Below are 13,663 nucleotides of genomic sequence, written 5' to 3' on the forward strand. Positions count from 1 at the left end.
CAGCAGTGGTAGGGAAGAATGATGCTGAATATTGAAGGTGCGCTGAAGCAAGACCGACTGTTGAGGGCATTAACTGGGTTGAACCGGAAAGCATTTGATGCCCTTTTGCCCACGTTTACCACGATGTACCTAGATACTCAACAGGCCAAGCCTCGTCAACGTGGCCTGGGTGGAGGACGCAAAGCCCGCTTACTTACAGCCCAAGACAAATTGTTTTTCATCCTTTTCTATTTCAAATGTTATCCGACCTTCGATGTGGCGGGACTGCTCTTTGATATGCATCGCTCCCAGGCACATGAGTGGATGCATCGATTGCAGCCAATATTAGAAGCGGCTTTGGGACAGAAGATGGCGCTGCCGGAACGCCATCTCGAAAGCATTGAAGCATTTTTGTCACGCTTTCCAGGAGTGCAACGAGTGATGATTGATGGGACAGAACGCCCAATTGCGCGACCTCAAGAAAGAGACAACAACAACAGAATTACTCCGGTAAAAAGAAACGTCATACGCGTAAACACTTGGCGGCAGTTGATGAAACCAAACGGGTCTTGATCTTAAGCAAAGCACGAGAAGGCAAACTGCATGACAAACGTTTTCATGACGAAGATGACATTGCAGGTAGTGTGCCTGATGAAATTCCGATTGAAGTAGACTCGGGCTTTCAGGGATTACAGAAGCAGTATGACAATCTCCATCTTCCTCACAAAAAGCCCAAAGGGGGCAAGTTAAGTGACCTTCAAAAAACGGAGAATCGTCAATTGAGTCAATCCCGTGTAGTTTGCGAAAATGCCTTTGCTGGTGTGAAGCGCTACAACGCCGCCAGTGTCATTTATCGTAATCGGATTGAAAACTTTGATGACCATTTGATGCTGACCGCAGCAGGATTATGGAACTTCTACTTGATGGCTGCTTAAGAGAATCCCAATTACAAGACCAGCATTGCCTCACTTATCTTTTATTTCCCGACAACTCTTATGTATTGCCTCAATTGGGCAGCAGCTTCATCCAACTTCTTAAATACCTTGATACCCCGCAAACCAACTTCGGAATTAGTAACTTTAACGAGGTCAAACTCTTTGGAGTCCCAAACTTCATCAATACTTGTAGACTCATCAACAATATTTGCAATCAAGCTCGATTCATCGTCGTAGTTCCAGGCATTTGCTAAGAGCCACGGTAGAACCCAGTCAGATTGCAAAAGTTTTTCAATGTCGAACGAGTCAGAAAACTGCTGTAAGTTTTCGATACCAGGATGAACGATTGCTGTAGTCATTTTTGTGATTGGTAGTAATGAGTACACAGCACAGCAAGCTGTAGACAAGGCTTAAGCAACTTCTAATTACAGTTGTCCAAACTCTGTTTACAACGAGTTAAAAATCCATCTCATTCGCAGCTTTTGTTACAGCTAAAGCCTGTTTACTGACCTCTCGCCACTCTGTTTGATCGTTGTAGGATGCCATTACTAATTCCGACCCAACCCACACCCGACAGAACAACACGCTTTCATCGGTTGTCCCTGGAGTAGGCTGTAATGTAATCGGAGAATATAGTTGTTCTGGAGTAAGAGTTGCGATCGCGGTTAACAAGCTTTTAGAAAAGCGAGTATCATAACCGGATTCTAAGATATACGTCCGGTCTGCTTGAATAGTTATCAGCAACTTGCAGGTTTCTTTTTTGCGGCGTTCTATATTCTCAAACCGTAGTTCTTTAAGATATCCAGTTAAGGCAGTTTGAGGGACATCACTTGTTTCACCATTTAGTGTGTACCACAGTCCTCCGTGCTGACGGTAGATTTTGCAACTGCCAGCTTCATTGTGTAGCCCCAACTTCGGTTTATTGATTGAAGCAACCAACTGTTTGAGTAGTTATTCTTGACGCATCAAACAGGCAAGTAAATCCGATGTTTATTGAGACATGATAAAGATTGTAGATAGCACTTCACAGTGCCTTGGCGCAGCCTTTAGTTCTAATAATGAAGTGTGAAATTGGCAATAAAATAGCGCTCTTGCTATTACAAAAGCGCTTAATACTTGGTGATTTGTATCAAGTATAACTATTCTTCTGGGCTATTTCTCTGATAGTTCCATCCTAGAGTTCCGTCTTCTGTTGCCATTACTTGCTACTCAAAATGAAACATGGGCAGTAGATTTGTTAGGTTTTGGCTTTACACAAAGGCAAAAAGAAATAAATTACAGTCCAACTACAATCAAAATTCACCTTTACGATTTTTGGAAAACTTTAATCAACAGACTGATAACACTAGTAGGTGCATCAATGGGAGCTGCAACTGCAATTGATTTTACTCTTACTTACCCTCAAGTTGTAAAATCACTAATATTGATTAATAGTTTAGGTTACACTAATTCTCCCCCCTTTAGCAAATACTTGTTTCCTCCTTTTGACTTCTTGGCTGTGGAATATCTACGTCAACGCCACATCTTGGCATTAAATTTATGTAGTATCTTACCTAATCTAGATGCCAAAATACTTTTGGCTATTCAATGCGCCATGTTACACCAAGAAATGCCTAGTTGGAATGATGCCATGATTTCTTATGTAAAATCTGGTGGTTATAGTGAATTAGCAAATAGAATTGCCCAAGTTGACAAACCAACACTCATTTTATGGGGAGAAACTGATGATCTGCCGCCATCTGAAGATGCAGAAAAATTTCAGCAATCTATTGTCAACCCTCAACTAATATTGCTGAGGAATTTTGGTCATACCCCTCAAACTGAACAGCCAAAAATCACATCTCAACATATTTTACACTTTCTGAATAATGGGAAATTTTAATTTAGTTTAAGAGGATATTTTAAAAGTTCCGCTAGGTATAATTTAGCTGTTCTGCACTTAAGCTAGTATAGAACAGATAAATTGATGCAAAAATCAAATCTTTCTTTAGCTATAAAAAGTTATATGAAATGGTATTTATATTCTAAAAAGGAAAACAGATGACTGATAAAAAGGTCGTGCTAGTTACAGGAGCATCATCTGGATTTGGGCAGTTAACTGCTAAAAAGCTTGCTGCTGTAGGTTATTGGGTCTTCGGTACCAGTCGCAAGTCATATCCAGCATCAGGTGATGTAGAAATGTTGAAGCTCGATGTTACCTCTGATTCCTCAGTTCAATTATGTATTAAACAGTTGCTCACACGGACTAATCGCATTGATTTACTGATTAATAATGCTGGACAAATTCATGCCAGTATGTTGGAAGAAACTTCTTTACAACAAGCCAAGGAAATCTTTGAAACAAACTTTTGGGGGGTTGTCCGCCTCACTAACGCCGTTTTACCAGTTATGAGACAGCAGCGTAGTGGACATATTATCAATATCAGTTCAGTCGCGGGATTGATTGGCGCACCAGGTCAAGGTTTTTACAGTGCAAGTAAATTCGCCCTCGAAGGTTATAGTGAAGCACTGAGCGTGGAACTAGACCCATTCAATATCAAAGTGTCTTTAATTGAGCCTGGTTACTTTAAAACTAACTTCAACCATGCCATGTTACCACCTACCTTCAATTATGCTGATTACGACAATGTACGTGATGTGATTCGCTCAACTGTCACTCAAGCAATTGCACAGGGCGATGATCCAACAAAAGTTGCACAGACAATTGTCTTTGCTGCTTGTAGCCGTTCCCCACGATTACGGTATCGTGTTGGTAATGAGGCACAATGGTTGCCTCGCTTGAAAGCAATATTGCCTGATAACTTGTTTCGATTTGGTGCCCGCAAGCGGTTGAACCTGCCATAAATCACAGCTTCTATTTAATACAGCGATGGCTGCGCTAACGTCTGCCGCAGGATACCCGAATGCGAACAGCGCCTCTTGTCTTGAGAAGGGCTGTAAGGCAACGCTACAGCTTTGCAATACAACCAAAATTTTAATTAAATATCAATATTTATCTGTTCTATCTGTCTAGCAGCTTTATCCCAAAGCTTTGCAGAAGTCTCATCTTTCCAATGATTTCTGAGATTTTCTGCTTTTTTATGACTGATTCGTTCTAACATTTCTAGAACTGCGGCTAATGTTAATTGATCAACAATTGCCTCTAAAGACTCCATATATTCTTTTGTCATAACTAACCTCTTGAAGAAGTTTTAACATTATTTCCTAATTTTACATATTCACATAGGTAATCTACATTACATTTAACAATTATATTAGATGAAAAATGCCAACAAAATTTACAGTCAAAGTTTTGCTGAGGGCTTACGTTTGTCTATTATTACTACTAGTAAAGTTACAAGCGATGCCTGCGCCGGGCTATGCCTACGCAGAAATCCTACTAACCCAATTATAATGAAGCTTTGAAATAGGATAACTTGCTAAAAAGAATCGACCACATTTACCTGTCAGTATCTAATTTTTCTCAATCTGAGGCATTCTACGATTTGGTAATGCGAGAACTCGGACAATACAAAGGCGATAAAGTTATTTCTGAAGAACCACACGCTCATTACTTCGGCCCACAATTTCAGTTAACGATTCGACCTGCAAGGTCAGCACAAAAACACGATCCCTATGCTCCTGGTTTGCATCATCTCTGCTTTCAGGTAGAAACAATGACTGACGTAGACTGGAGCAAAACTAAAAGTGCCTCGCCCTCAAAGCCATAAGCAAGACGAGAAATTGGTATCTGAATTTAAAAAAACTCGGAATTATTCTTAATTGGCACTTGCCTACCTGGATTAGCGAAGCAATTATGTTGCTGACAATTGCAATCTGGCTCGTGTTGTTGCTGCTTTATGTGGGTAAATGGCTGTGGGCGAGAGCAGATGCCTTAGCTGAATTTGAGCATCCTGTTTTGTGTTGCTTTATCAGCTTAGTGCCTGTGTCTACGATGTTTGTGGCGCTAGCGATCGCACCCTACTCTCGTGCGATCGCCATCACATTATTTGTTGTCGGTACAATTGGTCAGTTAAGCTTTGGCGTGTATCGTTCCGGTCAGCTATGGATGGGAGGACGTGTTACAAGGGCTGATTCTACTGCGGCTGCTACCGTGGTTGTTTCAACAACCCTTTACAGCTACCTACTGGGCATTCACCCTCGGCATTGCCGCCTTGTCGCTGGCATCCTTGCGCCTTGTTGAACGCGGCATGACTGGAATGATGCAAGAATTGGCACTACTGCTATTCATGGGCGCAAATATTGCGATCGGCAGTATTGCTCTAGGGACAGTGCGGCTCTTGCTGCGGGCAAATTACTAAGCTAACGATCGTTCATTTTTCCAGAACATATTATTGGGAGTAGAACTTATGGCTGCAACAACTAAGCAAAATGACACTAAATCATTCGTTTACTCAACTCGAATTGATATTACTGTAGAAATTTAATTATGCAAAAAATTATAGGCTTCATTGAGTTTGTTGGCTGATTCTTCTAATAAGCGTTGTTCAAGAGCATTTCTTGATAACAGCAGTTGGCGCTCAATACCTGTTGAGCCAATGATACATGGAAGTCCAAGAACAACTTCACTGCCAACTCCATAGTTAGAATCTGCTCTAGTCGATACTGGAAATATCTGCTTTTCATCTCGCAGAATGGTATCAACTAACTGACAAACTACTGTTGATATGCCATAGCTAGTATATCCTTTGCGTTCAAAAATGTTATAGCCTCGTTTACGAGTTAACTGTGCGTACTCTTGCTGAATTTGTTCTAGCGTTGCTCCTTGTGGTATGGGAAATTCAGTTAACAGAATTCCCCCAATAAATGCACTAGACCAAACCACAAATTGACTGTCTCCATGCTCTCCAATCACATAAGCATGAATGTCTTGTTTTGCAACATTCAGTTGCTTTCCAAGTTGATATCTCAGTCTAGCAGTATCAAGAACAGTTCCCGAACCGAAAATTAGATTTTCTGCTCTGGTGGAAGTAGCCTGAGCAATCCGCGTGAGTACATCCACTGGATTGCTAATGATAATTACGATTGAATTTGGTGCAACTCGATCCAATTCTTTGATTGTCGAACGTATAATCTCTGCATTGTCGCTCAATGTATCTAATCGGGTCTGTCCAAGTTTTGGCTGCACCCCAGCAGTCACAATAATAATAATATCTGAATCAGCTAAATCTTCATACTGATTTGATGGTATGATTTCCATCTCTTTAAGTAGGGGAATGCTATCTTCGATATCCCATACTTGCCCTTCAGCTTTTGATAAGGTTCGGTCAAAAAGGACAACCCTTACACATCTACCGAGTAAAACTAAAGCATTTGCAACGTCTGCACCTACATTACCTGCACCAATAATACCGACTTTAGATGTTTTACTAATCATGCTATGTCTACTTTTTTCAAGAGTGAAATGTCGTTCGTTTGGTAAGTCCTTGGGTCTGCAATTGCTGTCTCCTTACAACTTGGAAAACAATATATTTAACCCTTCGGTCATCGTGGGATGAGTCAAAATACCATCGCGCAGAATGGTGTAGGGCATCTGAGCTTGCATCACCATCTGCACTGTTGAAATCACTTCACCTGCTTCATGACACAACAGAGAACACCCTAGAATACGACCTGTCTCAGTATCCATGATCGCCTTCAGAAGTCCATCGGTTTGACCGAGTGTTCTTGCTCTGGGAACGGCTGAGGCATCGATTTTCGCCACGCGGATAGCATATCCTTGTTGCTGTGCTTCAGTTTCAGTCAAACCCACATGAGCCAGTTCTGGAGCGATGAACAGACACGATGGCACTAAGCGATCGCCTGTACTGCGATCGCCCCCATCAATTAAATTAGCTTTGATAATGCGATAATCATCGAGCGATATATGGGTGTATTGCGGGCCGCCGTTGATGTCGCCTAACGCCCAAATTCCCGGAATGTTCGTCTCTAAGCGATCGTTAACTTGAATAAATCCGCGTGTATCGGTTGCCACACCAGCAGCAGCTAAATTTAAGCTATCGGTATTGGGCGCACGACCAACAGCGACGAGCAAATGCGACCCCTGGAGGGTGATTTCACGATCGCCAACTTGGATTTGCAGGATGGTTTCATTACCAGTGCGATTCTCCAAAGGAGACGCTTTGCGAACAACCCTCAACACCTTTGCCTTCAGCAAGAATTCAATACCGTTTCGTTCCAGCAGTGTTTGAACTGCGATCGCTATATCTGGATCTTGCTGTGACAGGATTTGCTCACTTTGCCCAATGACAGTAACGCCACAGCCAAAGCGCCGAAACATCTGGGCAAACTCTAAACCAATATAGCCACTACCGAGAACGATCAGGTGTTCAGGCAGGTATTCTAGCTCCATAATCGACTCACTCGTTAAAAACTCAACTTCTGTGAGTCCGGGAATGGATGGAATTAACGGTCGTGTGCCTGTATTAATAAATAAGCGTTCGGCGGTAAGTAAGCGATTTTTCCCCTCAGTCGTCGTTACTTCAATTGTTTTGGGAGCAACAAACCTTGCTTCGCCAATAATCAAGTTTTTATCTAGAGCCGTTTCTAGATTGTGCAAGTTCATTTCACGCGCAGATTGCACAACCGCTCGTTTTCGTTGGATCACTTCTGCTAGATCAACGATGGGTGTATTAGCTTTAACACCATAAGCGGCACTGTTTCGCACTGTGTTTGCTACATTAGCACTCGCCACCATAGTTTTAGTAGGAATGCAGGCAATATTAATGCACCCGCCACCAATCATGTTTAAGCTGCGTTCAACTAGAGCGGTTTTACGTCCGTCAGCAACCAGCGCTGGTGCCAGTGTTTTACCCGCCTTGCCGCCGCCGATAATAATATCATCATAATGTTGAGTGTCCACTTCCATATCCTTTGGGTTTGATCGGGTGAATACGATTTCTAGAAGTTGTTATGAATTTTAGAAAAACTGGCTGACTAAGGGGTTTTAGCGATAACGTATTTGGCGAGCGTAACTCAAGATGCTTGCCCTAGCTGATTTTCCAAAAAGTGCATAACACCCGTGCTTAGGATTCAACTTTTTCTACAAGCTTGCTTCATCAAGATCCGGTTGTTTTTATACACCTCTAAAGTTCCAGACTGGGGGTTATCCAACGTACCATCATGAGAGAAGTTCTGGCTTTCGGGTTGCCAAACAGGAACAGCTGTGTAGGACACAGGCTTAGTCCGACTTTTTCGGCTTCAGCCTGTTGATCGATGCGGGCAAAAATGAAATGGTGATGCCTTTTACTTCAAGAATGGCTTCTAATCGATCAATGGTTACAGGCACTGAATATTGACTGAGCTGGCTAATGATGCCGTTGTTCGCATTCATAGCAGTGGACTTCTTGTAGGATAAAAACTGGGTGATATGGCCGTTGGGCTTTTCAAAGATTGAGGTCTGACAATCCGGGGTGATCGTCAGGACGACGACCTAGTATCCAGTGGTATTTGCGTTCGCTTTGGTGAATTGGCAGGTCGTTGATACTGGCAATACGCCATCGCATGAATCCATGTTCGTCAAACTCCCAATTCTCATTGCCGTAAGAGCGAAACCAGTTGCCGGAATCATCATGCCATTCGTAAGCAAATCGGACAGCAATGCGGTTGTCTTGAAAAGCCCAAAGCTCTTTTATCAGACGGTAGTCCAATTCTTTAAGCCACTTACGTGTCAAGAATTGTGCGATCGCCTCACGACCAGATAGAAATTCTGAGCGGTTGCGCCAAATGCTATCCGACGTGTAAGCGAGTGATACTAGTTCAGGGTTATGTGTGTTCCAAGCATCCTCTGCAATTCGGACTTTTTGGATAGCGGATTCATTATCAAAAGGCGGCAGGGGTAGTCGAGAATTTTCAGGGTTGTTCATAGTATGTAAGCGGTAAAATCGCGATTCTCGTTCCGAGAGGCAACTCTTGAAGACGCTTTGCGTAGCTTGCTTCCACGGAGTGGTACGCCAACGTCTCAGCATGGTTGGATTAAAATTACAGCAGATTTAAAGTTGGTGGAGTACACAAACTAAGTCCCAAAGCCAGGTATGAACCCTGTTTTACTTCTGGATTCTGAATTCTGCTGTAAGTGCGTGCCGACCGAATTACCTCAAAAGCAGTTTAATACAGATCAATGACTACCACTCGCGATGTGCAGCGTTTCCCCAGATGCCCCCGTCACAACTGCAATTTTTCCCTCTAGTTTTTTCATGATGATTTCTTAGGAGCAACCGCACAGGCGGCACTGCCACCCGCTATGAATGAAAGAAACTATTTTGAGGCGACTAATCAACAGGTATATTAATAATTATCCTGACAGTTAAAACCGAACCCACAATAGTGTGTTGAGCCTGATTAGGAGCATGGTTCTGGGGCATTATGCCTATGACATTGGTGAAGGATAAAGTTTCCTATCCCGTTTGAAAGATTATCTATGAGTACATCCCTTTCGTCAGGACTATCCATAATAACTACAACAGGGTTGCAGCAATGAAATTGCCAGCAAATCAAGAGAAGAACCAGCCTGTACCTGTGGTAAAACCTTCATCCACTTTAGAAGAAATTAACCAGAACGCAGCCGGAATAGACCTTGGTAGTGGAGAACATTGGGTTTGTGTCCCTCCTGATAGGGCAGATAAAAATGTTCGCCGATTTGGGTGTTTTACCCCTGATTTAATTGCAATGGCCGATTGGTTAAAGGAATGCCGAATAAATACCGTGGCAATGGAAGCCACAGGAGTTTATTGGATTCCAGTGTTTCAGGTATTAGAAGCCAAGGGTTTTGAGGTCAAATTAGTCAATGCTCATCACGTTAAAACAGTCCCTGGGCGCAAAACAGATGTGTTAGATTGCCAGTGGTTACAAAAGTTACATACATATGGACTACTGTCTGGTTCTTTTCGCCCAGAAGACCAAGTTTGTGTGCTACGCAGTTATATTCGTCAACGAGATACCTTAATCAAGAGTGCTAGTGCCCATATACAACGGATGCAAAAGGCACTCATCCAGATGAATTTACATCTCCACAAAGTCATCAGCGATGTGACTGGTTTGACCGGAATGAAGATTATAAAAGCAATCGTTGCTGGTGAACAAGACCCACAAGTTTTAGCATCCCTCAAAGACCCACATATTAAAAGCAGCACAGCAGATATTGCTGCATCTTTAACTGGTGATTACCGTCGTGAACATTTATTTGTCCTCCAGCAAGAATTAACACTGTATGAGATTTATCAACAACAGATTATTGCTGTTGACGCTGAAATTGAAAAATGTTTAGCATATGCATGAACCTAAAACTTTAGATGAACCGCCAACAACAGGAAGAAAATGCAGAAAAAAACCGACTGCAAATCACCCCGATTTTGATTTGCATAAATATCTTTTTCGGATGGCAGGAGTAGATTTTACACTGATTGATGGTCTTGATGCTTTAACTGTTCAGACTATTTTATCTGAGGTGGGATTAAACCCGAAACGTTTTCCCAGCGTTAAACACTTCACCTCTTGGTTGGGTTTATGTCCTGGTCAAAAAGTGACTGGCGGTAAGGTCAAAAGCTCTCAAACTCGTACTGTTGTCAATCGTGCTGCAAATGCTTTTCGCATAACGGCTTTTTCTCTGACTCACAGCCGTTCTGCTCTAGGTGCATTTTATCGTCGGTTACGTTCTCGCTTGGGCGCACCCAAAGCAATAACTGCTACTGCACACAACCTGGCTCGTTTGTTCTACCAAATTTGGACAACTGCTGGACGATATTCTGATCCTGGTATGGAATACTATGAGCAAAAATACCAGGATTTGATCCTCAAAAATCTCCAGAAGAAAGCGCAAGCTTTTGGTCTTCAACTTGTCCCCAAATCCCAAGATAAGGAGGAAGCTTCATTTTATCAAACCCTTTCTATATAAGCTTTACGTCAAGTGTTTCTTGAAAGAGGGCAGCGTGAACTCTACAGTTTCGCTAGTGATTACTTTGTGCGTGGGGTCAGCTAGTTCGATCAGCACCTTGTGTACGCCAGGTTCTAGTCCGACCAAGATGATCGTTTCCCCACTGGAATCTACAAAGTGCCACGGCGCGTCGTCAACGGTGATGTGGATATGACCGATGCGCGGCGATACTTCGAGGGCACCTTTGCCAAACACTGGCAACACACGCAAATTCTCCGTCCGGTACTGGATGAAGACGCGACCCTGTGCTAGCGGTTCGGGAAGCGGTGGATCGACAATCAGCTTGGGTGGTGCTTCGTTTTCAATCGCAATCAACGGTGATGATCCGATAATGTCCCTAGCGCTCGGTGTGTGGCTGTTCATAGCAGGTAATTACCTGAGAGTAGTTTGTATTACGATCAAATGGCACTCAGATAAGCCGAAAGTCTTGTTTCACCTCGTTCCCAGTCTGGAGGCTTGTTCCAGTCACGGCAAGGGCTGTGTCTTAACTTAGTGCCATTCGGTACTCAGTCCATGTCACTCGCCCAATGCGATCGATCACTGCGTAGGCTTCTGCACCGTGCCGCGCTTCATACCAGGCTTGAAAGGATAATTCTGGGATGCCTAGTTCTGGACCAGGCACATTTTTCGGCGTGCGGAGCTTTTCCATCCGCGCTCGCGTCAGCCACACGCCTGCATGAGCCTCGTCATCGGCTGCATCGATCGCCGTCACGCGACCAATCCCAGCACGCCGTAGCGCAAATGCAAAGGTGCTACCACTGCCGCTGCCACCTATTATAGTGAAATTGCGATCGATGCCAGGGCGATCGGGCACCCAGTTTTCGGGATCGGAACCGAGCAGGCGTAGTGCCTCGCAGGCAGTAAAATCGGAATTGCTTGTTGTCATGTTGATCTCTTCATATCTCGTCGCGATGGATGGAAGAATCGGAATAGCAGACAATTAAGCTGTTAAGCTAACGCGCCTACATATTGCACTATTTTCCGTGTAGAGCGTGATTAGTCATCAGTCATTAGTGTTAAGGACAAAGGACAACTGACAAAGAACAACCTCACCAGTTGATATGCAATCTTATTTGCGTAACAGCTTAGTAGGTTTTTGTTCGTGGGTTTGGATTCGCTAGAGCGTGTTATGAACAACTGCCAGAAGCTAGAAAAGGGTTCGTGTTGCTACCACGTCGTTGGGTAGTAGAGCGCAGTTTTGCATGGACGGCTCAGTTTCGCCGTTTAGTTAGACAGGGATGGATTGCAGTCGTGATGTGAGAAATTGATCGATATAGTTTGCGATCGCATCCCCATCCTCTTCCAGGGCAAAATGTCCGGTATCGAGTAGATGGAACTCAACGTCTTTCAAGTCACGCTGGTAGGGATAAGCACCGTCAGCAGGAAAGATGTAGTCGTTCTTGCCCCAAACAATCAGGGTCGGAGGTTGATAGTTGCGGAAATACTCTTGCCATTGGGGATATAATAGTGGATTAGTACCATAGCTATACAGCAGCGCCAGCTGAATCTCATCGTTTCCTGGGCGATCGAGGAAATGTTGATCCATAGTCCAAGTATCGGGGCTGATCGCTTCTAGATTGCGAACACCGTTGGTATATTGCCACTTCGTCGCTTCCAGGGTGACAAGATATTTGAGCTTTTCAGCATTCTCAGGCGATCGCTCTTGCCAGTATGCCTTAATCGGCTCCCAAAATTCGCGTAGACCTTCCTCGTAAGCATTGCCATTTTGAACAATTAGAGATTGCACGCGCTCTGGATATTTAGCGGCAATTCGATAGCCAATGGGTGCACCATAATCCATCACATAAAGGCTGTACTTTTTGAGAGCGATCGCAGCAATGAATTTTTCTACAATCTCAGCCAAATTATCAAACGTGTAATCAAATTCATTTACAGTTGGCATTGAACTGTTGCCGTAGCCAGGATAATCAGGTGCAACGAGATGGAATTTATCAGCGAGGGCAGGTATGAGATTGCGGAACATGTGAGAGGAAGTTGGAAAGCCGTGCAATAGCAGAATCGTCGGATTATTACGAGAACCAGCTTCACGATAGAAAATGTCTAAACCATCGATCGAAACTGTGCGATATGTAGTCATGGGATTACTCCTTGTAAGCGATAAAAGTGACATGATGGCGTTTTACGACAGGTCGATCTATCTCACATCCTGACGACGGATCTGCTCCTGAAAGTAGTCCCGCCAGCTTTCAGGCAAGGCTTCAAGTTGAGCAGCACGATGCAGTAACTCTGGATTGTTTCGCTCACGCACATAAAGCTGAGTGATATCAGCAACAGTAATATTGTTGGTATCTCGACTCATCAACTCTAAAGTGTCTCCGACTCCAACTTCGCCCTCTTGCAAAACCCGAAAGTAAAATCCGGTGCGACGACTGGCGAGAAATCGTTTCACCATATCCGATCGCTCAAAGCGAATCCCTAGTTTGTAGCAGGGTAAGCGCGGTTGAGTCACCATTAGTTCAGCACTGCCGATTTTGAAGCGATCGCCAATGTTAATTTCCTCTTCTTGAAATCCTGTAACTGTGAAATTTTCACCAAAGATACCAAGTGTGAACTCTGTGTCAGGCAATTCATCTCGCCAGTAATCGTAATGCTCAAAAGGATAGACATAAACTGCTTTGTCTAAACCACCATGAACCGTTAGATCAGCCTGTGCATCGCCATCTAAATTGAGTTCACGCACCATCACTCTCGCATTAACTGGCTCTTTGAAAATTCCAGTGCGGACGGGTTTTCCTTTCCAAGTCACTTCACGCGGCAGTCCGACATTAACAGAGATAAGCTTCATCTTTAACTCCTT

At 43.6% G+C, this 13,663-nt stretch carries 18 protein-coding genes and 2 pseudogenes; 8 read left to right on the top strand and 12 right to left on the bottom strand.

Annotated features, from left to right (window positions below; all coding sequences use genetic code 11):
- The first annotated feature begins 18 nt into the window (after nt 1–18).
- Both NPUN_RS43080 and NPUN_RS43085 read left to right on the top strand, forming a co-directional pair.
- The gene (locus NPUN_RS43080; protein ID WP_234711034.1) at nt 19–552 is read left to right on the top strand and encodes a helix-turn-helix domain-containing protein; all 534 of its coding nucleotides are present in this window, start codon (nt 19–21) and stop codon (nt 550–552) included.
- Entirely contained in the window at nt 519–914 is a 396-nt protein-coding gene (locus NPUN_RS43085) for a transposase family protein (RefSeq protein WP_336884921.1), read from the top strand. Before NPUN_RS43080 ends, NPUN_RS43085 begins: the two co-directional genes overlap by 34 nt.
- Nucleotides 915–955: 41 nt before the next feature.
- Here the strand turns inward: NPUN_RS43085 and NPUN_RS09975 are convergent, their stop codons facing one another.
- A complete protein-coding gene (locus NPUN_RS09975) occupies nt 956–1,273 on the bottom strand; it encodes a hypothetical protein (protein ID WP_012408630.1) in 318 nt (105 codons plus the stop codon).
- 97 nt (nt 1,274–1,370) lie between these two features.
- Nucleotides 1,371–1,853, bottom strand: coding sequence for a hypothetical protein (locus NPUN_RS09980; protein ID WP_012408631.1), 483 nt, complete (start codon nt 1,851–1,853; stop codon nt 1,371–1,373).
- A 253-nt stretch (nt 1,854–2,106) separates the two neighbouring features.
- On the opposite strand from NPUN_RS09980, the gene NPUN_RS09985 reads away from it, so the two are divergent.
- A complete protein-coding gene (locus tag NPUN_RS09985; RefSeq protein WP_012408632.1) occupies nt 2,107–2,796 on the top strand; it encodes an alpha/beta fold hydrolase in 690 nt (229 codons plus the stop codon).
- A 158-nt stretch (nt 2,797–2,954) separates the two neighbouring features.
- The gene (locus NPUN_RS09990; protein ID WP_012408633.1) at nt 2,955–3,758 is read left to right on the top strand and encodes an SDR family NAD(P)-dependent oxidoreductase; all 804 of its coding nucleotides are present in this window, start codon (nt 2,955–2,957) and stop codon (nt 3,756–3,758) included.
- Between the two features lie 134 nt (nt 3,759–3,892).
- Here the strand turns inward: NPUN_RS09990 and NPUN_RS09995 are convergent, their stop codons facing one another.
- Nucleotides 3,893–4,084 (bottom strand): hypothetical protein, encoded by a 192-nt coding sequence (locus NPUN_RS09995; protein ID WP_012408634.1) that lies wholly within the window; start codon nt 4,082–4,084, stop codon nt 3,893–3,895.
- 246 nt (nt 4,085–4,330) lie between these two features.
- Here NPUN_RS09995 and NPUN_RS10000 point away from each other — a divergent pair, with 246 nt between their 5' ends.
- A complete protein-coding gene (locus tag NPUN_RS10000; protein ID WP_012408635.1) occupies nt 4,331–4,624 on the top strand; it encodes a VOC family protein in 294 nt (97 codons plus the stop codon).
- A gap of 86 nt (nt 4,625–4,710) precedes the next feature.
- Nucleotides 4,711–5,097, top strand: coding sequence for an SLAC1 family transporter (locus NPUN_RS10005; RefSeq protein ID WP_012408636.1), 387 nt, complete (start codon nt 4,711–4,713; stop codon nt 5,095–5,097).
- Between the two features lie 240 nt (nt 5,098–5,337).
- Here NPUN_RS10005 and NPUN_RS10010 read toward each other — a convergent pair whose 3' ends face one another.
- The 5 genes from NPUN_RS10010 to NPUN_RS10020 all read right to left on the bottom strand — a co-directional run bounded on the left by NPUN_RS10010 (nt 5,338) and on the right by NPUN_RS10020 (nt 8,881).
- The gene (locus tag NPUN_RS10010) at nt 5,338–6,291 is read right to left on the bottom strand and encodes an L-lactate dehydrogenase (protein ID WP_012408637.1); all 954 of its coding nucleotides are present in this window, start codon (nt 6,289–6,291) and stop codon (nt 5,338–5,340) included.
- Between the two features lie 72 nt (nt 6,292–6,363).
- The gene (locus tag NPUN_RS10015) at nt 6,364–7,782 is read right to left on the bottom strand and encodes a mercuric reductase (protein ID WP_012408638.1); all 1,419 of its coding nucleotides are present in this window, start codon (nt 7,780–7,782) and stop codon (nt 6,364–6,366) included.
- A gap of 217 nt (nt 7,783–7,999) precedes the next feature.
- Nucleotides 8,000–8,143 (bottom strand): DUF302 domain-containing protein, encoded by a 144-nt coding sequence (locus NPUN_RS44705; protein ID WP_419788435.1) that lies wholly within the window; start codon nt 8,141–8,143, stop codon nt 8,000–8,002.
- On the bottom strand, nt 8,095–8,247 hold the full coding sequence (locus NPUN_RS41700; protein ID WP_167315597.1) for a hypothetical protein: 153 nt from the start codon (nt 8,245–8,247) through the stop codon (nt 8,095–8,097). Before NPUN_RS41700 ends, NPUN_RS44705 begins: the two co-directional genes overlap by 49 nt.
- A gap of 52 nt (nt 8,248–8,299) precedes the next feature.
- Nucleotides 8,300–8,881 (bottom strand): nuclear transport factor 2 family protein, encoded by a 582-nt coding sequence (locus NPUN_RS10020; protein ID WP_012408639.1) that lies wholly within the window; start codon nt 8,879–8,881, stop codon nt 8,300–8,302.
- 550 nt (nt 8,882–9,431) lie between these two features.
- Between NPUN_RS10020 and NPUN_RS10025 the strand changes: the two are divergent.
- Nucleotides 9,432–10,806, top strand: a pseudogene (locus NPUN_RS10025) (IS110 family RNA-guided transposase).
- Nucleotides 10,807–10,809: 3 nt separating this feature from the next.
- Here the strand turns inward: NPUN_RS10025 and NPUN_RS10030 are convergent.
- The gene (locus NPUN_RS10030; RefSeq protein ID WP_202947533.1) at nt 10,810–11,160 is read right to left on the bottom strand and encodes a DUF6130 family protein; all 351 of its coding nucleotides are present in this window, start codon (nt 11,158–11,160) and stop codon (nt 10,810–10,812) included.
- Nucleotides 11,161–11,329: 169 nt separating this feature from the next.
- Nucleotides 11,330–11,731: a hypothetical protein gene (locus NPUN_RS10035; RefSeq protein WP_041565308.1), complete on the bottom strand. Its 402-nt coding sequence runs from the start codon at nt 11,729–11,731 to the stop codon at nt 11,330–11,332.
- Nucleotides 11,732–11,985: 254 nt separating this feature from the next.
- Between NPUN_RS10035 and NPUN_RS40535 the strand changes: the two are divergent.
- Nucleotides 11,986–12,078, top strand: a pseudogene (locus tag NPUN_RS40535) (IS5/IS1182 family transposase); the annotation flags it as partial.
- On the opposite strand, the gene NPUN_RS10040 reads toward NPUN_RS40535, so the two are convergent.
- Together NPUN_RS10040 and NPUN_RS10045 are read right to left on the bottom strand one after the other, a co-directional pair.
- The gene (locus tag NPUN_RS10040) at nt 12,074–12,943 is read right to left on the bottom strand and encodes an alpha/beta fold hydrolase (protein WP_012408640.1); all 870 of its coding nucleotides are present in this window, start codon (nt 12,941–12,943) and stop codon (nt 12,074–12,076) included. The pseudogene NPUN_RS40535 and the gene NPUN_RS10040 sit on opposite strands and share 5 nt — an antisense overlap.
- Nucleotides 12,944–13,000: 57 nt before the next feature.
- A complete protein-coding gene (locus tag NPUN_RS10045; protein ID WP_012408641.1) occupies nt 13,001–13,651 on the bottom strand; it encodes an MOSC domain-containing protein in 651 nt (216 codons plus the stop codon).
- Between the last annotated feature and the right edge of the window lie 12 nt (nt 13,652–13,663).

The organism is Nostoc punctiforme PCC 73102 (genome assembly GCF_000020025.1).
GTDB lineage: Bacteria > Cyanobacteriota > Cyanobacteriia > Cyanobacteriales > Nostocaceae > Nostoc > Nostoc punctiforme.